This window comes from Dethiosulfatibacter aminovorans DSM 17477, assembly GCF_900142005.1.
Classification (GTDB): domain Bacteria; phylum Bacillota; class Clostridia; order Tissierellales; family Dethiosulfatibacteraceae; genus Dethiosulfatibacter; species Dethiosulfatibacter aminovorans.
Window position 1 is genome coordinate 22,241 of record NZ_FQZL01000031.1, and the last position, 25,529, is coordinate 47,769.

A 25,529-nucleotide genomic window follows, 5' to 3' on the forward strand; every position below is an offset into this window, starting at 1 on the left:
ATTATAATGCTCCTTTCTCAAAAGCCCTGTTTATACTTGTCAGTCTATCTGCATGCAGGTAATACTGTCTCATTAACGTATCAAGTTTGCTTGTAGTTCTAATCTGTTCCTCAACGATATAGGCAAGCTTTTGATCTTCTAATATTTTACAGACCTTCTTTATGATATTGTATTTTGTTTTTTGCTTCGTTTCATGGTCTGTAAGTAGAGCATTCCATAGCTTAACTGAAGACTGAATATTGATCATATACTCTTCTTCCAAATCATTGGTTTCTTCTTCATCCAATGATTCCAATCGGGTAAACCGTTCATCAAGTTTTGATATCAAATGGTTTATTTGGATAAAGTCCACTTTTTTGGGATCTCTATTGGCTCCACTGTAGAACTCATATAAGATGTACATTATAATGTAATATCCTAAATAAACATCTTTTAGCTTCGCATTGCTCCCGAAGTATTGTCTAAATTCTGCCGGTTTTTGGCCCAAAATGAACCCGTCAAGCTTGGGAACAAGGTATACCGTATCATCAAAATTCAAGAATTTGCATTCAAACTCCTCTTCAAACATGGACAAAACCTCTTGAACATCTATCTCAATAAAAGAACTATATAAATCAAAGTTATCTTTTTTACTCAATTCACCGTTTAATACCAATTCCTTAAAAATTTTTATTGCTGCTTTCATTGATTCCATTAGTCCACCACCTCAAACAATAAATCAGACATACAAATTTCTTCTCGTATTTTCATGCCGTTATCTTCGTATTCAATAACTTCAGTAATTTCATTTTCTATCTTCTCGACTTTTACAGCATTTATCCCCCTTATACCGTCAACCTGCTCTTCAATCTCCAACAAACACCGTTCAAGATTGAAATTCTCACTGGCACCCATAATCACTTTATTGTTACCTGAATAAAAGTCTGCCAACTTAATTGTTTCAATATCAAATAACCTGAATGCTATTCCATATAGCTGCCTGTCCCGGCTTAAGTTTAAAAATTCATCTGGGTCCTTTGCTTTTAAAACATCAATAATCTCACTGAGGGTAATTTTACGGCAGCTGCAGATTTCTTCAAATAGCAGTCTTGTAATTCTCACATGTTTCTTGCTAATCGACAATATACGCTGGTTTTCAATCTCATCCTCATACTCTTCAGTATTAATAAAATGTGGGATATCGGCTTCAGAATCCTTGAAAATCATCTGTTGACTGTATATTTGATCAATGCTCAACAGCTTTTTTATTTGAGGTAGAAACAAGGGTTCCAATAAGGAAATACATTGATCCAATACGTTTTCATAATTTTCTAAAGGCTCAAGTATATTCTCTTCTATATTGAATCGCTTAACAAAGCTATATTCAAAGGAGCGTTTAATGGTATCCATATATAGATCACTCAGGTTATGGCGACTCAAAATAAGATTTCTCTGCTCACTGATGGCAACGCCGAGGTTATAATTTATTTCTCTGATCTCCCTTAGTGCTTTTGTCAGCTTATCCTCCATTTGATGACTATGGTCCAATTCTTCTTTTATCTTATCTCCTGCTTGCTGAGTCATATTTCGAATGTCACTCATGGTTTCATATTCATCATCAAGCATGCTGTAGGTTCCTTTTAATAGTTGCTCATACTTATCAATGTCTACATCATTGATATTCTGTCGTATAGACAAGATGAAGTTCTCCACTTCTTTCTTCTTCTGTCTTACATAGGTAATAAGCTCAACGCTCTGTCTGACGGCATTTGAAAACTTTTTACGCTTAACGTATTCCTTTAACTTTAACTGCTCAATTGTCAGTTGAATTTCTTCATCAACCTCTCTGGTCCTAAAAAGAAAATCATATCCTTGATTTGTCAGCATATAATTCAACTTTCTGCTATCACCTTCGACAACAATCTTGTCAGCGATTAAACGAACAGGTATGTCTTCCCTCATATTCTTAGAATAATTAAAGGCACTATATGTCCTTCTTTCTCCGTTATTTTGAAGGATATCTCTAATAATATAACCACTAAGTTCCTTGAGCTCAGCTCTACTTAATTTCAATTCATAATGTTCCCGGAGCAGTGCATCAATAAATTCTTCAATATGCCCGGAATCACATTCATTGTTTTCCTCCAGAGTTTTTTCCATGACAAATAAAAGCACCGATACAATAATATTGGTAAGGTCATTCCCCTGAAACCTTCCTTCAATTTTTGTATCCCTGCCTCTACGATTGACAATTGAATCTACAACACCAATCCACTCCATTCGTTTCTCAAATTTATCCAAAAACTCCATCATACTAACTTCTCTTTTCTAATTTCTTTTTTAATAACCCGTATGGCAATATTTCCTGCGGTATAAATTTACCTTTATCCAACAGCTCTTTCATACACGTCACCTGTTTCTCAGTAAAATAACTGAAGAATACCTTTCCTTGACTTGGTTGCTGATCTTCACTGCAATCCGGCATTATGGCTTTTACAGATTCATCAATCATATCCAAATACGCTTGTTTTAATAAGTTGATCTTTAACTCAGGGTTTACCCTAACTAAATTTTCAAATATTTCGATCCCCTCCATATCCAGATCACCGAAATAATAAAAGTTTCCAGGAAGACTTTGGTCATAATATGACATGGCAAATTCTGTTAAAGAATCTCTTTTCCTGATTATCTTCTTTCCTTCACCAAAAATCAAGGAATTGAAGCGGATACCATAAATTGAATCATTCCCTTTGTTAAGTAGTTTTCTAAGTGTATACCAAGTATCCTTATTTTCAATAATCAATACATTTATTTGGTTTTCACTGTATTCAGAATCAATGGAATGTTCAAAAAATGGTTCTGGTGTGTGGTACATATTCAAGTAATTCTCAAGACTTCTATTGAAACTAAAGACGGATTTACAAGTCGAATCCAATCTAATCATTTTTTCTTTCCCAAAAATCTGGAATGACCTTTCATTAATTGAAGCAGGATCATCTATAAGAAATCCATTCTTCCTGATGAAATTATCAATTGTAAGAACAGTATCTCTCTCTGATATGTATTTTGAAGTGTTGGCAAGATAACCGTCTATATTAAATACAGGATGTAATCCTTTGATTTCATCTGTGTGGCAATCAATTTTCTTCTCAACTCTTAAAACCTGATATCTTTTATGCAGAGTTGGTTTGAGACCGTTCGGCCCGGATCTCTTGATTGCTTTTATTATTGAATCATCAACTAGATGATTCATAGTATTATAGTATTCGTCATATTCACCTTTAAAGACTGCTCTGAGAGCCTTTTCATCAACTCTTTTGCCTTGAAAATTTTCAAGAATATATTCTTTGAATTTTTTATACTCCATATCTTGCACCCTCTAGATCCATACCAATTCAACACAATTCATTCAACTTATCAAACGGTGTTTTAAAGCCAGCTCATCATTCATAACTAATATATTTATATCATAAATTGATAAATATGCCTTCATTTCCTTGTAAAGTGCGTCTCTTAAAGGAGGTAACCATTCTTTCTTGTGTCCATTAATAACCAAAATGAAATTGATTACCACTTTACCCAAATCATCCCTTGTTATAAATTCTGGTCTTTGAAATTCACTTAAATGATCCCTGCCAACTCTTAACGAAAGAATAATGTTGAAAGTATTAATAAACTTTTCATTAATTTCTTTAATAAATTCCGGAAACCGTTCTTTTGAACCCGGTTTAGGAGAACTGCTCTTTGCCTCGACAACACTATACACCTCATCCTTGTCATTTTCAGCCTTTAAAAAGAATTCAGAAATCTTACATGCATAAAACCGCTTGGTGTACACATCCTCTTTTTCAATATAATAAACATTCTCCTTGCTAAAAGGACCAAACTTCATACCTGATTCTTCAATTACAATCTTATCCATCTTAGTAATCCGCCTCTATCTCTTCCTCATAAATTCTAATTGATTCATTAACTATTTCATTGTCCGGCATTTCAATTTGAAGATCGCTAGTAAAACTATTCCCCTCATTATCTAGTGAAATAATTGGAATAGATATATCTTCACGCTTTGCAATTATATGAAGTTTCTTTAGTACAAAATATGAATGAGTTGCAATGAATACCTGTATCTGATTGTCGGTCAATACTTTAAGAATCTCCATGAACTGTGAAATTGCCTTAGGATGAATTGCCGCTTCAGGTTCGTCTATAAAAATCACTGATTCTTTATCCAAATATCTGTTTCCAAGTAAATGATCTAATATGGATATTTTTTTGATACCTTCAGCAGTTGAGTGAATAGAAAACTTTTGATTTCCTCTTTTGAAATACCAATTATTATCTACCGAATCAAACTCAACTCTACCATCAATAATTTTATCAAGCATTTCTCTAGATTTAGCAAATTCCTTATAATTTTTGCCTTTACTTTTGGGGATTTTGAGTGCTTTTACTAAATCATAATAAGTATCATCAAATCCAAACAATCTGTCATTTTCACGACTTTCCAAAATAACATCATATAGTGACAAAACCTCTTTTGCAGGCAAAAATATGGAATTCTCTTTTCTTATATCAACATTATTTCTTATTCTGGTAATATTTTTGGTTGCTGATTTTCCAAACGAAAATTCAAATTCTCTGTTATTGAATTTCATTTCATATTTTAGCGGATTATCCGCCCCTTTCATAACAAGATCACCGATCTTGTTAACTTGATAAGTCCAATGCAATTTATCCACTAGTAATTCAGAATCTTTTTTCATTTCATTTCCTCTACGATATACTTCAATGGTCTTCAATGAAGCATATAAGGATTTGAGCAAAAAAGTCTTCCCACTTCCATTCTCACCAACAATTACATTTATCTTTCCTAAATTATTCCATTCAAGTTCTTCAATAACACCAAAATTACTCAACTTAATATTTTGAATCATGATAACTCCTTATTAAATTCATATTTTTCCTACATAGCCTTAACAATAACTCATAGTTATATTCTACAACCATTGATTATTACCACAATAGTTCACAAAGTCATTCAAAGGCACTACTAATCATTCCCAGCTGAGTCAGATACCTCTTTTGTTCGATTTTTACTCCTATTCAGCAGTGTCACTCCTCATCTAAATCATATATTAATGATACTCTTAAGAACCATTTAAATATACTATGCATTTTACTCCAGTCTATTTCGATATTATATATATCAAAAAACAAGAGGATATTACCAAGCAATAGATTCCAGTTTCCAATGTATTCAAGTTTTGATATCCTTGCAAACATAGCATTATGTAATATTTCCATATGATTTTGTTGGATTACTTCTTTAGAATAAATCTTGAATAAATCAACCAAAGGAAGACATGTGTGCCAGCCATCAGTATATTTTGCCATTTCAATTGCACTAATTTTGTTTGATTTAATAAACTCAATATCCTCTTCATGAATATTGCCATATTCAAACGGTATGTATTCTTTTTTTTCATCTTTGTATGAGTTAATAAGCTGTATATCATGGTCTTCAATTAATGAAACTAATTCTTTATCAGAAACCTGTCCATAAATAGAGTAGTCATAATAGGCAATTATCTCTAATATATTATCCCTATATTTACTCAGTAAAACATTATGTATTTCATCAAACTCTATAGATTTCCCATAACCATGATATCTTAATATCTCACTTAGCCGATGTCCTATGGTTTTTTCACATACACAATTGATATTCGTAGGCATTAAACTAAAAATGTCAGCAGGAGAATCGCTACAACGAAAATAACCCTCTTGATCTAATTTATTAATGAATAACGTGTCTTTATCATCAAGATACTTATTCATTAAACTTCTTATTCCTTTTTCACTTTGCTCCATTGCTTTTTCAATGATAGACATTGAGGTTCGTTCATCTATCAGGCCATGCTTCTCGAATAATATAAGTGCATCATCTAGAGAATAGATACTATAGTCCTTTCTCATATAATACATAGCCCAAAATCGATTGACTGAATAAATATCTATCTTTTCATTCTTATGATTAGCTAACCGTATATATGACTGTACATAATTGCATGTAGTAAAAGAACCCTTTGGAGCGTGTTCATATATAAGATCCAGTAAACTTATACCATAAAAAATATTATCTTCATTCAGATCTCCCAATTCGTTTATTTCATAAATTACAGATGTAAGTATTCTATGGGCCCACCGTGTTTCAATAGCAAATTTATCAATAAGACGTTCTAGTCTAATAATAGCTGTCTTTTCATCATGGCTAATAAACTCATGAATAATTTGATAATAATCATTTTGGGTCTCTTTAGAAACCCAAATATTTACCATGTACCTTATCAATATATCTTGCTTATCAAATTGATAAATATCGGTACTTTCAAGAGATTCAAATATTTCATCATGTTTAGGTGCACACTGCCTAACTTCAAAAAAATCATGCTCTTTTTTAAAGGCTTCGTACGCTTCATACATCTGGTTTAAACTGAAGTGCTTGCTATTAAGAAACCGCTTATATTCAGACTCCTCGTTCGAATGAAGTAAAATGAAAGTATGCCACATAATACCTGAGCTAAAGATCTCACATTCAATATTATGATATTCATTCATATAAACAAGAATCTGATAAATCAAACCATCATTACCGATCAAATCATTTCGATTAACCATTTGATGAATCATTGCGAACATGTAGTATTGATATATATCTAGATAGCCTTTCCTTTTTTCAAGAAGCCGTTGTAATTGATTATAAAACGATGTTATTGAATTATAGTCCAGAGTGCTATCTAAAAGGTTTTCTAGACATATTGTATTACTGTATTTTATAAGTATGCTTTTGTAAAAATCTTCATCAAAATTAAAAGAAGACAATCTAGCCATAAAATTCACTTCTTCTTTTAAAATACTTTCTTTTACATAATTATTCGTCTTTACCTCAATATCTGAATAACCATTCAACTCCATTCTTAAATATGTATTGAAACTGTCGTGAATAAGTGAAATACGATTCATAACGCATCTGAACAAATATGGATATGCATTAATAAACTCATTTACCACAGTCATATATATGGGTTCCGCCAATATACCTTCAATTTCAGAATACAAAAAGAAACTATTATTAGTAGCAAATATGGTAAGTACAGACTTTGTACTTACACTATCTAGCAAAGTGGCATAATAGTCGTTAATATCGCTTATTTTTGAAGTTATATTAATTGAATTATGTATTTTGTAATGCTTAGCTATGAAATTTGTGATTATAGGATATCCATCTGCAACATCGTATATATTTTTCTCTGTTTGATAATCTGGAATATTATGTGCCATGGTTAAATATATTGCTGTTTGATCAAAGTTCCAATTGGTTAGTTCCATTGATTTCCATTCAACGGTTGCTTTTAACGGTCTAGATAGAACAATAATATATCCATCAGCTAATGAATTTATAAAATCTATATATAAATGTAGTTCGCTTGGGTTATAGTTTTCAATGTGATCGAGCCCATCTATGATGAGTTTAATATTATTTTTAATGATTTTATCTATTAATTTGTCAACAGTAAAGCTTCTTTGAGTTCCAAATACTCCTAAAGCAATATCATTAAGAAAAGAATCAAACTGTAATCGTTGCATTAGACTTTCATCTTGCGAATTTATCCAAAAACGATAAACCAGAGCCTCGTCATGCTTTTTAACAAGTTCATTAACATAATGGCTTTTCCCCGAACCCGGTTTCCCCGTAATCAAAAGTATCCCTTCTTCAATTTCCTTGATGGGCTCCCTGACAAGTATTGTGTTTTCTTCTAAATCCATTGATAACCTAATGTTTTCAGGCAAGTCATTCGCTTTCACAACAAAGTCAGCGCAAGAGGTTAGGTTATAAGCAAACTTAATTATTTGAACCTCTCTAACTTCTGTGCTATACATTTCGTCTAAAACATCTTCAATGTTATCAGGTGTTATTGGAATAATAACAATATCATCAATAATCGTAGCTGGTAGATCCATGAACATAGTGTCGGGTATAATATTGCTTGTATTAACAATAAATACATTATTATCTTCTTTATTATATCTACTTACATTACTGTTTATCTTGACTGTATTGTCTGAGACAACAATGCTATCCTTGGTTATATCCTTATAATTCTTAATCTGTACTTTATATTCTTTTTCTTCAGAAATGATTAAGTCATCAAAATTCCCTATTGTTTCAGCCTCTGACTCAATTCTAGTTATTTTTCTCAATGCATCCATTTTGGCCAAAAATAGTGTGAATACATATTGTTGATATGTATAACCTTTAAGTGCATTTCTTGCTGGTATTGCCATAAGCTCCCTCCATACTTATTTTAATGATTCACACTTTCTACGCTTTTTATAAATCAATCCACAAATGTACTTAATCTTCTTTGAACAGCTTACAGAAATATTTTTCCCTAATCTAGTTATAATTTTACTCAACCCCAAGTGCCTTAAACACAGCTTCCTGCGGTGTAGAATAAAATATCAAACTAAATGCACCTACCAAATCCGACGGTACGGTGCCCAAATCGGCTGCTGCAGTTATCGGCAGTAGTACTTTCTTTGCACCATTATCAAGACACACCTGCAGCGTACTCGCCAACTCATCAACATTAATAATCGTACCGCTTATACTAATATCTCCAAGTACCGCCATACTTGATAGGGCTGGCTTTCCAAGTGCAGCCGAACAAATTGCAATCAATGATGGTAGCGTCAGCTTGCTTGTCATTCCAATGCCGTTCAAATCTTGATAATTGATAATATAATCCTTAGTGGTTGTACTGACGGAGCTGCTGATTGACTTACCGTTAGCCTTCAGGTAATTAAAGGCAGTATTCGTTGCTTCTTTTGCTTCCCTATCAGACCCTAAACCGGTTCTTTCAAATTTACCCGAACCTGGTAACACTTGGGTCTCCAGACGGTAAACACCTGTCATCCCGGACTTTCCTCTCGATATGGTATAAATATGCCCCGGTTTGGTCAAGCCTTCAGGTATTAACTTTCCACCGCCCTGCTCCATAACCGAAACATAATTCTCTTCAAAGGTTTCATTGTCTACGTATGAGAAATTCACATCATAAAACTCCATACCACCAATCTTCTTAAGCTGCTCTTTAACTCTTCTTCGCATCTCTAATGATATGGTCATGATTTCAGCAATGTCTTCCTTTGAATACTGACCATTAGGATAAAGCAACTTCGTAAATCCGGATATCATCTTTCTTACAGCGATTACATCACGCTGATTTAGGTTTGATCCAAACTTAAAGTATTTATCACTTACATCACCAAACTGTTCTTTACGCATCTCCCTCATAACTTCAGAAAGGTAATCAGTAATAAAGGCATACTCATCAGTAAAGAAATCAGGACGATACTTTGGTATCTCCCAACCTGGTACATAACAGTGCATTCTATCTAAAAACGCTGTATCATAAGCCATTGCTTCCGGGAATGGATCAAACAAGTGTGATGTCTTTAAAAGCACGTCTACGCTTTGATTGATATTACCGACAAAGACCATGGACGCACTGGCAGCCTTCTCTTCTTTTCCACGGGCAAAAGAACCGGATGCCATATAGTCCTTCATGATCTGAATGCCGTCCTTGTCCTTAAACGTAATTCCTGCCACTTCATCAAAAGCAACACAGTCCCACATACCTACAAGACCTACTGTCTTTCTAGCCATGTTATAGAATAAGTTGGCAACGGTAGTTTGACCACCGGATACCAATATACTATTTGGCGAAATTTCTTTGTAAATATGTGACTTACCAGTGCTTCTTGGACCCAGTTCGCATAAGTTAAAGTTATTCTCAACCAATGGAATCATTCTGGCCAACAATAGCCATTTTTCTCTATCCGAAAACTTATCAGATTCCATACCTGTAGATCGTAATAAGACGTCCATCCACTCTTCTGTTGTGAACTCAGCCCTTGCTTCTTTGTATTCATCTAAGTCTACATGTGGCATCTGAATTGGAGTTAGTTTCCTAACCAGAATCGGATTAGACCTCTTATCTTCTTCATCAAACATGTATTCCAATTGGACGATACACCAGATACCACCTACTAACAGTCTGTCATAGTCTGAAACATGTGATGGCGAAAGCAAAATATTGGAAACACCAAGGTTGGAGAACTCTGCTTCATATCTATCCTGCTTGATATTAAGCTTGGCAGTAATCCGATCAATAACCGTATAACTTCCTCTTTCTCTAAGTATTGATAACACTTTCTGCGCTTCATCCGGACGAACAAAGTTGTCAGCTAAGATTCTCTTAACTGTTCCGACACCTTCTTCAATAATTTCAGGATCATCTGAACTACAGTACTGTCCTAGAAGAAATTCCAATACATATATAGGAACATTAGCACCCTCTTTTATTGATTTTGTTAAATCTTTACGGACAATCTTTCCATCAAAAAACTGTCTTAACTTCTTGTTAAGAACAACCGTCGGATTATCCACTTCTTCTAAAACATTATCTTCCCTCATTCTGCTGTCCTCCTGCATTTACTAAAACCCAAAGTCATCAACAAAAGCCAAGTCCATCTGGATTTCATGTCGTATGACTTCAAGTGAATTCTTCTCATCATAAGCAACGAGATAGTATTTTCTATTTCTGTCATATTTCTTGTTCTTAAAAGTAAATTTCAAACGGAATATACGCTTGCTTGCATCTTTATCCTTCTTGTCAGCAACGTATATATTTTCATTTGATATCTTTTCATTATCATCTGAAATAAAGAACACCTTGTATTTGGTTTCTTTGAATATATCTGAAACCGGATCTGACTGAATAAAGTCTAAATTCGTAGTGAGGTTAGTGATTTTATTCACTAGGCTTACTAAGCCAATACTTACGGTTTTGGTTTCAGTATGATATTTATTCGTTCTTACATCTATAACCGGTATAATCATCTCTTGTAATGAAGAGCCACCATGAACAAAGTTCTGACCACCACCGGATACCTTAAAAACATCGCTCCCAATTGGAACTGAAATGACTCTACTATCATCATTCTCAAGAATATCTCCTAGCTTAACACTGGCAATTCCTTCTGCTTGTACAGCTTCATCATCTACTACATATCTACGACCGACAAATGCATTCTTTTTGAATCCACTAATCTTGTCACTTTCGACTAACTTATCACGCTTGTAAACAAATCCATGATCAGCAGTAATGACAAAATGGATATTGTTGGCACTTGTCAAACGCTTAATCATTGTATGGATTTCTTCAACTGCTTCTTCACAGGCTGTAAAAACCTCGTTCTCAGTATTTAGCTTGTCACCTCTGGCATCAATTTGGTTATGATATATGTATACAATTTCCTGACCGGTAAATATTTCTTTAAGCTCTGCAATTTTCATTGTCTTAATATCATCAAACTGAACTGTTCGACTATTAGGTTCGTAAGACTTCAATATCTGCTCTCTGGACTTAAGATCATCGCATACCTTGCCATCCACCTGAACTTTGTAGTCTTCGCTCATTGTCAGCTTTCTATGGGGTAGCAATGCAGACATTCCAAATCTAGTATATGATGGCAGCACACTTTGAATCGGTGTAATCGTTGCAGTACATTTCTCATCTTCTTCCAGTCTTTCATGCAGTGATTTCCCTACTTCATAACGTAAGGCATCCGATACAATGACAACAATACGTTCTTTGGCGCCTTTAATAAATCTATCGTAGAACTTCTGTTGCTTAACAAGCCCTGTAGTAGCATTAGCATCTGTAAATGCCTTATTCCACACAACTGAAATACTGTCCAAGAATCTATTGGTATAAATATTCTCTACAAGATCTCTAAGTTCTTCAAACGAAACATTATTCAGTACTGAATCAAAGTGATAGTAGAAGTATCTATATCTCTGATCAATCAGGTAATCCTTTTCGGTATATTGCTTTATCAATCCATCTACTGACTGCACCGGTTTGTAGTTTGCTGCCATAACGATATGGTAGGCATTCTCAAGGATATGATAATGTGCATTATAGCTCTTTCCAAAGTGCATTTTTCGTCTTAACTGACAAACTTCCGGTATTGAATGTCCGTTTAGCTTCGCATCCGTATCTTCTTCGACTAACCTTCCAATTGCCCACTTCAACACTTGAACATCAATCTTTTCAAACAGTTCACATTCAACCATTTCTTCTGCTGTGATGCTTCCAAAAACATCTTGTCCCTTTAACATCTGGTAGACCATATGTGATAGACGGTCGAAGTCTTGGTGATATATAAGACTGTTCATTAATCCATCTAAAAACGCAATGATGTTACCGGATTTATATGAACAGTAATTCTTCCAGTACTGAGGCAATTCAGAATCGATTACTTTTGATGTATATGTCACAAACATTGTATATATAAGCTTTTCCAAGGTAGGTGAAACATCTGTATATCCAAATGTCGACTCACACATTTCCCAGAATGAATCTATCAATCCATATTTTTCTAAGTCCTGTAAGTATCCATTATTTACAAGGTCATTATAAATGATTATTGTCCTTACAATTTCTTCGAAGGAAACCACTTTCGTCTTACACAGGACACTCATGATTGCTGTTTCAATCACTTGTTTATTAAAGTTCTCTATCTCAAGGTCGTAGAATTTCTGTGTACGGTCTTTCGCAGCAAAGAACTTAATATACTTCTGAAGAACTTCCTTGTACTTCTCATCTACACCTAAATCAATTGCAAGCAACGAAGCTCGATCTGCAAAAAACTCCTTAGAGTACCTGATTGTGTCAGCCAAATGATTATCCCTTAATGCAGGTTTAGAGAACGGTGCATAAATCAGATAACTTGATTCGGTATCTTTGCGTTCAAGTAGATTCTTTACCTGAAACTGGTTGTCTTGTTCTAGCTTCAATATCTTTGCATTAACCAGTTCTAACTCGTCTATATCAGCAACAAACTCTGCATTTGCATCATACCAAAACACCAGTTTTCGAACATCAGAATTGAATTCACTATTTAATTTATCTGTAATTTGGTTAAGATTCAACTCTGACATTTATTTCCACCTGCCATTTCTTTATCCACATCTTCATAAGTTTTTAATAACCTTGCAACATTAATACAAGCTTCTTTTTCTTTAGACTCTTTCACTAAGTTTGGCATAAAAGTATTTTTTAGTTTTATTGCGAAATCCACCAATTCATATGGTTTCCCTTTTTTATGTTTGCTTCCATATTCTTCAACGAGCTTGTAAGTTAGTTCCCAAAACGACTTACTTTTTACCCTTTCAGATAAAAATGTAATTGTTTCACTAAGCTTATTTTTTGTTACATTTCCTTCTTCCATATCATAAAAATTTAATTCCTTATTATACACTTCTGGTTTCGCTAGAACCTCCAGGTATTCGCTTCCTGAAATTTGGTAGTTAGAGAAAAGTTCTAAAAACATTACTTCCATTATTACATTTTCATCACCAGATGAATCTTCATTGATTTTATCCATTGTCATCAAGAGCGGAATATATTTCTCATTTGTTAAATGGCATGCCCAATAAGTTACTGAATATAAATCAAGAACAATCTCATTAGCTATAACCTGTAATTCTTTACCAAGAATAATTCCATTATGAGCTATTTCGTTTCGAAGACATGGAACTTCAAATGCAAAATATGGATATATTGATAATTGAAATACACGATTTTCACCATATACTTTTTCTGCTTTTTCTATCAATGTCCCTGCCTTGTCACCTAGTTCCTTCTTTGCAATGATTGAACAACAATCATAAAACAAACCTTCAAGTTGGAGAACGGCCAAAGAAATAAATGACTGATATCTTTCATCGTTAAATAATTCAACTAGAACATCAAAGATTTCACTTCTTCTTGCAAGAAAATGGTTTGTAGAAACAATATCTCTAACATACTCAATAGATTTATTCTCAATTACCATTCGTAAAATCTCTGCATGGTATTTTTCAATAGAAGCATTCTTTAAACTAATGTACTCTGTTATCACTTCTTCTCTCTTTATAAGCTCTACGCCTGGTATAAATCGGATTTTTGCTTCAGTACTAAAATCATGAGTATATTCAAAATAACGTTTGAAATGAGCATACTCGTATCTTCCATCAAGAAACATCATTGTTAATCTGTCATCTTTTCTTTCCACATACTTCAAGGCTTTGTTATCAACAGCATACTTAAGAAGGTCATTGCTATAAAAATCGGTAATCTCTGCTTGTGCCTTTCTATTGAGTCTTGCAAAGTATCGGTATTTTTTATGTGCATATTCATCATCCGCAGGCGTTATAGAATCAAGTTTTTTCAACTCACTTAGTCTATTCTCTATTTCTTTTAAATCAGCTCTGACACACTCAGAAACATAGATATAGTTACTTAGGATATTTTGTATATCTACATCACTGAAAGACTCATCATTGGTCTGAATTAATTCTAGTAACTGTGCATGTATACTTTTCTCTTCAATGTTTTTTGTATCAGCGAATTCTAATATATTTGACAATGGAGCTTTTGGTATTTTGCTATTTACTTCTTTTTCACTCATCCCTTCATCCTCTTATATCTTTGCTAAAATCTCGAGTTTCTTATCATCTTGTCCTGTTTGGATTTTTTCATAGTTCACCTTTACTCCATCGTCCAAATCAATAGCAATACGGCTTAGTGCAATGTGAGCAATTTTCTCATCATACTCTTTTGTTTCCTTTAATTGCTTTATTAGCTTTTCTTTTCGCTTCTCTGCTTGGGCTACTTCTCTTGCATTTGAGCTGTTATCAATCATATCCTGCATACGTTCTATCTCGCTTGTATATATTTTTTGTATCCTATGAAGGTAGTCAACACGAACCACTCCACTAGTATCAGCTGTATAACGATGCAGGTAAATGAGTGCTTTAAACCCATTCTGTTTTCCACTATCATAAAGCCAGTAAATTGGTCGCTTCTGATAAGTTTTTACATGGTCCTTAAAGAAGTCTTTGATAAAATAGTTTCGTATAACTTCTCTTGAAGTATCTCCCTTGCCACCCAATGCTTTTGTGATAAAATCAAGATTTTCTTCAAGTGTTTCTTTTCCATAAACCGCTTTTACAAACTCCACAAATCGACCAACAATGTCATCTTCAAAATATTCTTCGTCAGTTATTGGAATACAATTATCATTGTCAGGAATAAAGGAACTGTACTCACTCAAGTTCCACTGCCCTCCCGCATACACAAGGCCGTCTTTATCTAGTGAATACCTACCAAACATACACCCCACTGCATATGAAATCAAACTTTTGATCTCCCTCTTTAAATCTGCTCTACGAACAGTAACATCATTTTCCTCAACTTCCGTTGTGAGTTCATCTTGCAAACCATAGATGTCAATGAAAATACGGTTGAGTTCTTTTTCATTAGCTTTTAGCTGATTAAAACGCTCATCACATTCTAACGCCCAGTTTTCAAAGGCAGATTGAAGATTATTACCTTCTCTCACTTCCACTAATGGATGCACTTTAAAATCCCATGAGGTTTCAAAGGAGTCCCAGTCGGTTTTTGAGTGGGAGATGTTTTGTGTTGTTAATATTTCAACCTGTGATTTTTTATTGTTATCTATAACAATAGGGAGTTGATTAATAACCCCAGTACTGCAATTGATTGTAGGATTAATTATAGGTAATATTTTTTTAGATATATTACAATTAAGAAAAGCTAATAAATACAATGTATTTTGCGTTGAAAAACATACAGGTCCCGCATCCCCTAAAACACATCCAGCTGGTAAATATCTAAAACCTGAAGTGCCGCTCGCAATTAAATTCCAAGTAATTGCTTCTCTGAAAAAATGCTGACTATTCTTACAAGTTCTACTATAGCTTCCATAAAGTTTAGACGCTAATTCCTTTACTTCGTAACCGTTATTTTCCCAATTTATTACTTCCAATACATTTCCAAACCACTTTCTAAATCCTCCACCTTTACTATACGGAAACCATTTTTCTTTATAAGATGAGGGATCGTTATTACTTCTATTTTTGACAAAGTTTATAATTTCAATTTCATACCATTTTCTTAAAAATCTACCATTATCATTGGTTGACATTCCTAATTTTGTATCAAATTCAGTACACTTGCCGATTGTCTCGCCAATATCAAACGCCATCAACATTTTCTCACTCACCCAATATGCAATTGGTGAACCGGGGATTTTGGAGAAGTTTTCTTTTTTTGCTATATATAAATCATTTTTAGCTAAAAAAGCTTTTTCTTTTTCCTGTTGGCTATTATAGTCCACTAAGCGTGTAAAGATTGCTTTATAGTTTTTGATATTGCTTTTACGCATTACAAAAGATGTGGTTTGAACCACTTCTCCACCAATTTCTTCAAAAGCTCTTGCACCTAAATGTGCCATATTTATAATATCAGTATAAAGTAATTTTCCACGTAATTTTTCATAGCTTGATAAAAACATAAATGCGTGCTGTGTTATCATAGCTGTATAAGCATTTTCTTTTGCCATTTGCAAACATTTTTCAATAAACACAGCAAATAAGTCCGACTTACTGTCATTATAGTTTTTCTTTACACAGTCAGATAACTTTGCATTCATCCCTCTACCACCCATATATGGTGGGTTAGTTATTACTACATCATATTTTTGAGATAATAATCTACGGAAATTCCATGTGTTTATATCTTTCTCCCAGTTTAAATTAAAAATTGTTAATTCTTTTGGTTCTTGTGGTTTTTGCTCAAGGGTATCCACATTTATAAGTGACCCAAGCTCTTGACCCTTTTTATAACTCTTAGGGGAATAAAGCTGTGGTACAATCTCTCTTGTTAAAAACCTACGATCATATTTTCTAGCTTTCATCATCACTGCAAAATAAGCTAATTGATAAGCTCTATCATCAATATCTAAACCGTATAAATTGTTTTCAATTATTGTTGTAGCCGCATCTCTTTGTGTATATCCCTGGCTTTCATAAATCTGCATAAGAACTTCAAAAGCATAGACTAAAATATGCCCACTTCCCATAGCAGGGTCTATGATTTTAATATCTTTGATATCAAGATTCTTATAATCTTCTCTTATTTTTCCAAGTTCTACTATAACCTCTTCCTTTTGCTCCGTTTCCTCAAGGTAATACTTCCATTCTGATTTTAAGTCTTTGTCAGGGTGCCCTTCCACCCATAATCGGCCAATTGAATTTTCAACCATATACCTTACAATCCAGTCAGGAGTAAACAACTGCGTTGCAGCAGGTATGCGTTCTTTAGTAATTTTCACCTTTTTCTTAAGAAGCGCAAACACTTCATCTTTTGGCTCAGTGTTATAGTACTGATACAACCATCCAATAATCTCAACTGCTTCTGTAAAATCTTCTTCTGCTATATCATTAATCAAATGGTTAACAATACCTTCTTGATCAGTAAACGAGATGCTCAATAATGGTTCTGTATAATCAGAAGTTTTCTCAAATAATCCGGGAAGCACTTCATTTAACTTATTACATTGTTTAATAAAGAGCATGCGGAATAATTCATCCAGTTTATTCTCATCTTTTAACTGTATAATCCTATCTTGTTCATAGGCTGTGAATTCCATATCTGTATCAAATGGTGTAGTAACGATATCTGGTTCTGATTTCCCTTGAGCCTCACTTGAAAGCACTCTAACTCTCGAGGGCAAATAATCATTAACCTCCATAAATCTTACTGCAATAAGTCGGTTAAACCACGTATAAGCCACTTCTTCTACAACATACTGATAGGCAGTTTCATAATCAGATGTGCTTTCCTTCTCTCTAATTCGAGCTACAAGTGCCTTTCTTTGCTTTATTTCTTCATTAGCTATTTCTGTAGGTTTTCCAGTACCGATATCAAAAAACTGGATATTATCTGTAGATATAGGCAATGGTTCAGAAATCCCTTTATCGCTAATACCTAAAAGACCTGCTTTATATGTTATATCGCTAATTAGTTTTCGTCTTGCCCATATGGCAAAATTTTTAATAGCTGTCTTGTTCATCGTATGCCTCCCAAACTACATTGATTTAATAAATTTTGATATTTCACCTAAATAAGGCAGTGCAGCAATTCCAACTTCAATGCCTTTGTCAGCAATATACTTGAGAACACTACCGACTTTACCCATTAACTTTTCTTTGTTTCCACCTATTTTAGCCACTTCAATCGCTGATAATTTTCCTTCTAATTCTTCTTTTTCCTGATCAGATAATACATCAGCTGGCAACTGGTTAATTAATTCTATTGTATTGGAAATTGATATTGTAACAGTTGCACTGGCATTAGCATTACTATTGTTATTAATAAGAACTTGATGATATGGAGTCGATGCTTCTTTGATCACTCCTGGGAACCCTACTGCTTTAAACGAGGTTAATTTATGATAAATTTGGTCCAAATTATGCTTTAATGAGTCATCAGAAACTTCATCATAAAATCCTTGTTCACTGTAATACTGATATAAGCCTGACCCGAGATTCGGAATAATAGGGTGATATTTAGCCGTAATTTCCTTATATAGCTGTTGCTTAGCAATTTCAGGTGTCTCACTATTATTTATATCAGACTTTGCTGATCGTAGATTTTTAAGATCCTGTTCAAACATTTGCTTAAATTCCCACAGAGGGTCGTTCTTCTTTTCTGTTTCAATCAGAGATGTCTTGTAAAATTCAAGTTTTCGTTTGAGCAACGATACATCTCCAATATAATTTACAGTTGTCGAACCATTCATATGACGATAAGAATAAAGATCCAAATTTGAAGTTAATCCGTCAATATCATTTGAAAACACACCTAAAATGTCATTCACTAATTTTTTAGCAGAATCCATCGTATGTTCCTCGGCGCAATTATTTATATAACTTTCTACAATACTAATCTTACTCATTAGATGCACTCTCCATTAGAATTCTACATTCAGAATCAAATCTTCCTTCACACGCTGTTTAAGCTTAGTTTTTAAAGCATCAACATATCTTTCCACGTCGGCTTCTGATTCAATTCTCCATGTCGTTTCTGAATTGATGGATTTGATACTGACTGTTTTCTGCTGTTTTATTTTCACTTTTTGGAATGGCTCTTTTTCTTCCTTTACTATAGTAGATGCTGTTCCCTGATTTGATACTGCAATTTCTTGACTTGGTGGTGCCTGTCGTGAAGCAATGAAGCGTGCTTCTTCAGCATTGATCTCATTTAATAATCGTACTTTCAAGGCATCTGCTTCCACCTTGATATTCTGTAAAGTAGCAACATTATTACAACTCTTTGCCTTTTCTTCTATTTCAAAGAACTTATTCTTCACAATAGCAGAATAGGTTTCCTTACACATTTTGCCTTCCAGCTCTTCTACAACTCTTGAACGTGCTGCACTAATAGCATTTAGAACCGGTTCTTCCAACTGATCAAGCATTTCACTATATAAATCCGAATATTGGTCTAGCAGTTCTGGTAATCTACGAATGTCACTATATGGTGATGCTTTTTTCATGATTGACTTAATGTCAGCAACAACAGACTCAATTTCTTTATTTACAATAAATGTCTTGCTTTCGTTATAGATTTTGATTAATCGCAGCGTACGGTTCCAGATACCTATCTGCTCCCCATTAAAGAAAGCTTTAACGGGTTCATAATCTTCGGCAAAGTCAAGAAATTCATCCCTTTTAGCATCTACCGTCTTGAAAAAATCTGATGAGTGCTTGATGGATGCTATATTAAGCAATAGACTCTTGCCATCCTTTACAACATGTTTTCCAGGATAAGACTTTTCGTTCTTGTAATGAATCTCCAATTTCTCAAGATCATTTTTCAATCTAGCAGCAAACTCCTGAAAGCTCTTAATTATGGAGTCATCTTCATCGTTCATTGATGTAACATTGAACATTTCTTTCATAACTTCTTTTACTGCTTTCTTCTGCTTATCATTTGCTTTTTCACGTTTTTCAATCAAAAGCTTTTCCAAGTACCCTTTTCTGCTTAAGTAACTGTATATTTCATCTTCAGACTTAGTAAGCAATGTCACCACATCATTATTCACAAAGAAACTTATATCACCATCTTTGAACAACTTTGCAACTAACCACTGTACATCATTTTCGATGAAACCATATGGAGCCTTAGTAAAGCGTTCCGTAATGGTTTTCAATGATGTTTTAGCATGACGTTGTGAGTTAAGACTAATAAAATCCAATACATCGTTAAGAGCCAATCTATTAGGTGATTGAGTAGCTCCATCAATTGAAATCTGATTACTTTTCTGACCTTTTAATATTGCTCTGATGTGAGCTTCATTTGTAGCCGTATCAATATATGTCAACTTATGGAAAACTGTATGGACTAGCTTACTAAGGGCATCGTTAATACGTCCGGAAATATCTTTTGGTCCACCCTGGACCTTATCCCCATTTACATAGATTTCTGAATGCTTCAAAGATTCCTCCAAGAAGATTCTTGCATTATAACTACGCTCTCTCATCTCTACGCGTTTAGCTTCTTTTATCTGTTCGTATTTCGTCACAACACTTGAAGTATTTAGCCTCAGGTATTTTTCAATCTTCAGTGAAGATCTGATTTCATCAATGAATGCCTTATCTTCTGGCATGGCGACTATGACATGCTTGTTTTGACCGCTCATCATGCGCAAGGCGGTTTCATCCATCCCCATATCATAATTTGGTGTCAGTACTTTTAAAGTAATATCGTGGTTCTGATTAGCCTTATAAGGTCTGTCATCTACTACCTGATTAAAGGCAAAGGTATATCGACCGTTAAATGCCGGATAACGGTACTTCTTCTCATCATACAATCCGTCAAAAATCAGTTCTGATACTTTACCAATGATCTCTGATATCTCAACATTCTGACTTTCAATTTCTCTGTTTATCTCTTGTTCTTCATCTGTTAGGAATACATAGATATCCCCTGTTTTTTGAATAAGTGTTTGACGCACTAATCGCTTCAATGCTTCTTCGACCTTGTCTTTTAAAGCGATCCTATCATTATCAATATCCGATACCATGAGACTCGTAATATTCTCCACATTAGCAACGATTTCTTTAACGTATTTAATCATAAATAGCGTTTTAAGAACATTTACATCAAAGCAATCATCCTGTTTTTCAGGGTTCAAATACTCATTATCATAGGCTCTAATGATAACTCCCTTATGGCTGTGGTCAAGGAATTGCTCCAGAGCATCATAGAATAGATTAAACGGTACAATAGCACCTTCATTCTGACCCATAATTTTCATTGCAGATTCTTTGAATAAGGCTAACATCGATCTTTCCCCTTCAGCCAAATGCTTACCACTGGCACCATGAGTTCTGATAGATGTAAGAACACTTGCCAAAAGATTAAACTGGTATGGCACAAACGGATACACGGCTGAGAAGTTATCTCGGCCTGAATAAAGTTTCTTTTCTACTCCGTCATTGAATATAATCAGGTTCTTGATAATTGTGTCCTTTTCATCATAAAGCAGACCTAAGGTCTGTCGGCCTGTTTCAGTCTTTTTTAGTATTCTCTTTCTGATAACTTCATCCACATTGGCAGATGACAGTGAAAGCCTTGTGTCAAAACGACCTTGGATTTTGGAGAAGTCATTACCTTTAATCTTCGAAACACTATCAATATCCTGTTGGCTTGTTACGATAACCCACGCTTTACCGCCACATGCGACACCAAGTTCTTCTGTTACTGTTTGCAGGTTAAGCATCAGGCTTGTGTCCTCGCCAATATACTGTCCTATCTCATCCACCAGGAAGACAACGTGATGATTATTGCCTTTTTGATCTATATAATCCTTTACCCTGTTTGCAAAGGTGATAATGTCAATGTTGTACATGCCCGTGGAGCTTTCGCACCAGTTCTTTGCAGCTTCCATACTCATGTAATCAATCTCTACCAATGACTTACATACATGGTCCTGAATGAATCTAAACTGGTGTCTTGAATCAACCCACTCTTTACCTCTAATGCTTGCGAAGGCATCCTTGAAGTCTTCGTACTTACCTTCTTCACTTAAATGTCTTTCCAAGTCTGCCAGGAAGGGGTTTGCACCATAATACCCTAAGTGCTGGTTAAACACTTTAAGAAATACAGAAAGAATTGCTTCCTTGTTATTCTGCGTATCACTCATGCCGCTCTTGGAATCTATGTTAAACAGGATGACATCACTGGATGTATTTCCTGCCAGCTTCATATCTGCGAGAACCATTTCATCTTTAATCTTGCGGTCATCAATAAAATAATCAACAGCAGATTTCCCTTCAACTACACGGTTTTCCAGTAAGTATGATAATATTTTCAAGAAGTGAGACTTACCACTTCCAAAGAAACCTGATATCCAGACTCCCATCTTGTCAGTATGTCCAACGATACCTTTTTTATAACTAGAGAAGAAATCTGTAAAGTGCTTGTTCAGCTCCCTGGTTACAACGTATTCTTCCAGTTCTTGTTTAACATTTTCATCATCGCCTTGTCCTACCTTAATAACGCCTTTTATATCTCTATCAATCGGTTTGTGAAACATCTTTTGTACTAACATATACCCTTTACCTCTCAATCTACTATTTTGAACGCTCTGTAATAATTGTCATCTTTTATCTCGGAAAACAGTACAAGTGACTGTCCATCATATTGCCCCGGAAAAAACATGACTACCGGTACATCATCAATAAACTGATGTAAATTATTGAGTACCTTATGTGATCTAAGCATCGGAAAGCACTTACCCACTCCGGTTAAGAAGACAACCGAGTCTGGTGGTGTGTTCTTCTTAATATGGGCCAGTACTTCGTTATTCTGATTATCTTCCTCCATACGAAGCATCTCATTAACAGCCTTGGTGATTTCAGGAAATCCCTTGGTTTTCTCAAACTCTTGACAAAGCTCTATGAATCCTTCTTGTTCCAGCAAGTCCATAATCAAATCATATAAATCGAATACAACCAAATGGAAGTCATGAATACCTTTCTCATACTTATTCGACAAATACTTAACACGTTCACGCACAAGCAACTCATATTCAGCAGGATAATCAAACACATAATACCCAACCTCATTGCCTAAGCCCTTATTCTTTCTGAAGTTTGGTTGTTTGATTTTATCCTCTAATTTATTTAATCTAGCTTCTAGTTTATTCACATTAACTTACCCCCGTTAGAGCTTTTACCATATTTGTTTCACCACTATCCTTCAGGTAATTCTCAAGTGCTACATCCAATATGGGAGGTGTAATCTTTCGCTGCTTGTCAACAACTGTAAGTAATCCTGCATCTACTAAGAAATTCATATATGTACTTCTCAATCTTTTCAGGGTTACATCTGTCCACTCGGCAATGTCTTCACTTTGCTCTTGCTTCTTCTTGAAGAAAATATTGATATCACTCGGTGTTAGAACTTCAATCCCCAGGATATTCTTCTCTCGGTAGTCCTCATATAGAAATTCAAAAAACAATCTATTGACTTTTGCTGCACCTATCAAAGTTATAATCTTCTGCGTTGTTAAATCACTGCTTAGAAACAAATCTAAAATCCCATTATCCAATGCTTCCACTCTATTCTTCAGGTATCCAAATATTCTTTTGGCTCTATACGGCTTAGATATTCCTAGCAAATTGTCCTCTAGGCATAATTTCTTTATTTCATCCCATGACCTTCCTTCAACCCTCAATTTAATAAATTGTTTGAATTCTACAAACCAAAAAGATTCTGCCACAAGTCCAGAACTATACTTTTCTATCATAGCTTGACCTCGCCTTCTTCCCTTACTATTTCAACAATGTCTTCAAATTGACACTCTAGCACTTTACATAGTTTCAATAGTATATCCATAGAAACCGTCTCGTTTTTCTTCAGTTTCGTAAATGTTGCAGGGCTTATTTCTGCAGTTCTTCTTACTTGCACATTGGTCATGTCTTTATCAATAATAAGTTTCCATAATCTTTTGTAACTTACATCCATTTAGCACCTCTTTAATTTCTCAAATTAAAAGCTAATCATACTGTCTAATTATATCAATTACACATAAAAAAACAACGACAATCGTTCAATTTCTCAAAACAATTTATAGAAACTAAAAACCACATAACAAAAAAATATTTTTCACCAAAAATACAGCTATCCCACGATAACTGCACCTATCTCAATCTATTGTCACATCCGTTTTCTGCATTCATTTTCTTACCCCCGCTGCACTAATGTATCAAACCCCTTCAATTCATTAGCATTATTTTTATTTGCACATATACTATTTTACTCCTCTGTATATTGTATTTCAAGGCTTCTTTTGTAATTTTTATCACAAAATATTTTCTAAGTATACGCCACGTAAACCAATTTTCAAATATTTAACTACCCGGTACTCTATCTTAAATCAAAATAAAAGCAATGAAAGCTACTTTTCGTCACTTCTAATTCGAAAAGTAGCTTTCTATAATTTCACCTAGCAAAAGATGTGCTTTGCGATATTTGAAGGTAGATATTTTATAAGCATTAATATATTCCAGTGCCAAATACACTTGTTTAATGCTTAAGGAGTGCAGAACCATGGCGAAATGGAGAAAAAGCTAAATATAGCAATTTATGGAGCTCTGATCAGAAGGATAATCCATAATTGTTGACGTAATTAACTGAAATATCTACAACTAACTTAATGGCTGAAATTTTCTGCAATTATACAAATAGTAATGAGATAATATATAAAAACGGGATCTTTATCTCGTTTTTTTGATTAGTTCCCATTTAGTTCCCATTTTTGCATTTTTGAGTATTTTTTGGGGTTTTACAAAAAATAAAAAAAGAGCTATAAGCTCTCTGTTTCAAAGGTTGTACTATGGTGCACCCTGCAAGATTCGAACTCGCGACCTTCTGATTCGTAGTCAGACACTCTATCCAACTGAGCTAAGGGTGCGAAAGTACAGTTGGAGGCGCCACCCAGATTTGAACTGGGGGTGAAGGAGTTGCAGTCCTCTGCCTTACCACTTGGCTATGGCGCCACAAATTTGAAAATGGGGTGGATAATGGGATTCGAACCCACGACCCCCGGAACCACAATCCGGTGCTCTAACCAGCTGAGCTATATCCACCATAATTAAATAAAATTTTTCTTGGAGCGGGTGAAGGGAATCGAACCCTCGCGACTGGCTTGGAAGGCCAGGGCTCTACCACTGAGCTACACCCGCGTAACCATCAAGCCTTTGCTTTTCGCTCATATTTCCAAATCAGATACTTAATATATTATAATATAATTTCTTGATTTGTCAATATTTTTTTGGAGCTGGTGAGAGGACTTGAACCCCCAACCTACTGATTACAAGTCAGTTGCTCTACCAATTGAGCTACACCAGCACATTGATGCTTTTAATGGCGACCTGGAAGGGACTCGAACCCTCGACCTCCAGCGTGACAGGCTGGCATTCTAACCAACTGAACTACCAGGCCGCAATATTAGTTTTTTTCAGCTCAGGAAACTATATTTGCATAATCCCTTGAAGC

15 protein-coding genes and 6 tRNA genes are annotated in these 25,529 nt (G+C 34.6%); all 21 read right to left on the reverse strand.

The window, feature by feature from the left end; all coding sequences use genetic code 11:
• Window position 1: 1 nt before the first annotated feature.
• The 21 genes from BUB05_RS15405 to BUB05_RS15505 all read right to left on the reverse strand — a co-directional run bounded on the left by BUB05_RS15405 (window position 2) and on the right by BUB05_RS15505 (window position 25,475).
• The gene (locus BUB05_RS15405) at window positions 2–694 is read right to left on the reverse strand and encodes a DUF6063 family protein (RefSeq protein WP_073050514.1); all 693 of its coding nucleotides are present in this window, start codon (window positions 692–694) and stop codon (window positions 2–4) included.
• Window positions 694–2,292, reverse strand: coding sequence for a hypothetical protein (locus tag BUB05_RS15410; RefSeq protein ID WP_073050515.1), 1,599 nt, complete (start codon window positions 2,290–2,292; stop codon window positions 694–696). The genes BUB05_RS15405 and BUB05_RS15410 overlap by 1 nt, the downstream gene beginning before the upstream one ends.
• 1 nt (window position 2,293) lies before the next feature.
• On the reverse strand, window positions 2,294–3,346 hold the full coding sequence (locus BUB05_RS15415) for a Wadjet anti-phage system protein JetD domain-containing protein (protein WP_073050516.1): 1,053 nt from the start codon (window positions 3,344–3,346) through the stop codon (window positions 2,294–2,296).
• Between the two features lie 42 nt (window positions 3,347–3,388).
• Entirely contained in the window at window positions 3,389–3,901 is a 513-nt protein-coding gene (locus BUB05_RS15420; RefSeq protein WP_073050517.1) for a hypothetical protein, read from the reverse strand.
• A gap of 1 nt (window position 3,902) precedes the next feature.
• Entirely contained in the window at window positions 3,903–4,916 is a 1,014-nt protein-coding gene (locus BUB05_RS15425) for an AAA family ATPase (RefSeq protein WP_073050518.1), read from the reverse strand.
• 178 nt (window positions 4,917–5,094) lie between these two features.
• Complete coding sequence (locus tag BUB05_RS15430) at window positions 5,095–8,328, reverse strand: hypothetical protein (RefSeq protein WP_073050519.1); 3,234 nt, start codon at window positions 8,326–8,328, stop codon at window positions 5,095–5,097.
• 124 nt (window positions 8,329–8,452) lie between these two features.
• Window positions 8,453–10,522, reverse strand: coding sequence for a protease Lon-related BREX system protein BrxL (brxL, locus tag BUB05_RS15435; RefSeq protein ID WP_073050520.1), 2,070 nt, complete (start codon window positions 10,520–10,522; stop codon window positions 8,453–8,455).
• 21 nt (window positions 10,523–10,543) lie between these two features.
• Window positions 10,544–13,054: a BREX-1 system phosphatase PglZ type A gene (gene pglZ / locus BUB05_RS15440; protein ID WP_073050521.1), complete on the reverse strand. Its 2,511-nt coding sequence runs from the start codon at window positions 13,052–13,054 to the stop codon at window positions 10,544–10,546.
• Window positions 13,042–14,565, reverse strand: coding sequence for a hypothetical protein (locus BUB05_RS15445; RefSeq protein ID WP_073050522.1), 1,524 nt, complete (start codon window positions 14,563–14,565; stop codon window positions 13,042–13,044). The genes pglZ and BUB05_RS15445 overlap by 13 nt, the downstream gene beginning before the upstream one ends.
• A gap of 12 nt (window positions 14,566–14,577) precedes the next feature.
• Window positions 14,578–18,033 carry a BREX-1 system adenine-specific DNA-methyltransferase PglX gene (pglX, locus tag BUB05_RS15450; RefSeq protein WP_073050523.1) on the reverse strand — a complete coding sequence of 1,152 codons (3,456 nt, stop codon included), beginning with the start codon at window positions 18,031–18,033 and terminating at the stop codon, window positions 14,578–14,580.
• 15 nt (window positions 18,034–18,048) lie between these two features.
• On the reverse strand, window positions 18,049–18,918 hold the full coding sequence (locus BUB05_RS15455) for a hypothetical protein (RefSeq protein ID WP_073050524.1): 870 nt from the start codon (window positions 18,916–18,918) through the stop codon (window positions 18,049–18,051).
• A gap of 15 nt (window positions 18,919–18,933) precedes the next feature.
• Window positions 18,934–22,578: a BREX system P-loop protein BrxC gene (gene brxC / locus BUB05_RS15460; RefSeq protein ID WP_073050525.1), complete on the reverse strand. Its 3,645-nt coding sequence runs from the start codon at window positions 22,576–22,578 to the stop codon at window positions 18,934–18,936.
• 14 nt (window positions 22,579–22,592) lie between these two features.
• Window positions 22,593–23,177 carry a DUF1788 domain-containing protein gene (locus BUB05_RS15465; RefSeq protein WP_073050526.1) on the reverse strand — a complete coding sequence of 195 codons (585 nt, stop codon included), beginning with the start codon at window positions 23,175–23,177 and terminating at the stop codon, window positions 22,593–22,595.
• A 1-nt stretch (window position 23,178) separates the two neighbouring features.
• The gene (locus BUB05_RS15470) at window positions 23,179–23,778 is read right to left on the reverse strand and encodes a DUF1819 family protein (protein ID WP_073050527.1); all 600 of its coding nucleotides are present in this window, start codon (window positions 23,776–23,778) and stop codon (window positions 23,179–23,181) included.
• Window positions 23,775–23,996, reverse strand: coding sequence for a helix-turn-helix domain-containing protein (locus tag BUB05_RS15475; RefSeq protein WP_073050528.1), 222 nt, complete (start codon window positions 23,994–23,996; stop codon window positions 23,775–23,777). The genes BUB05_RS15470 and BUB05_RS15475 overlap by 4 nt, the downstream gene beginning before the upstream one ends.
• 872 nt (window positions 23,997–24,868) lie before the next feature.
• Window positions 24,869–24,945 (reverse strand) — tRNA-Arg (locus BUB05_RS15480).
• Window positions 24,946–24,956: 11 nt separating this feature from the next.
• Window positions 24,957–25,030 (reverse strand) — tRNA-Cys (locus tag BUB05_RS15485).
• Window positions 25,031–25,043: 13 nt separating this feature from the next.
• A tRNA-His gene (locus BUB05_RS15490) sits at window positions 25,044–25,120 on the reverse strand.
• Window positions 25,121–25,142: 22 nt separating this feature from the next.
• Window positions 25,143–25,216, reverse strand: a tRNA-Gly gene (locus tag BUB05_RS15495).
• Between the two features lie 90 nt (window positions 25,217–25,306).
• A tRNA-Thr gene (locus BUB05_RS15500) sits at window positions 25,307–25,382 on the reverse strand.
• A 16-nt stretch (window positions 25,383–25,398) separates the two neighbouring features.
• Window positions 25,399–25,475: transfer RNA gene (locus tag BUB05_RS15505), tRNA-Asp, on the reverse strand.
• Between the last annotated feature and the right edge of the window lie 54 nt (window positions 25,476–25,529).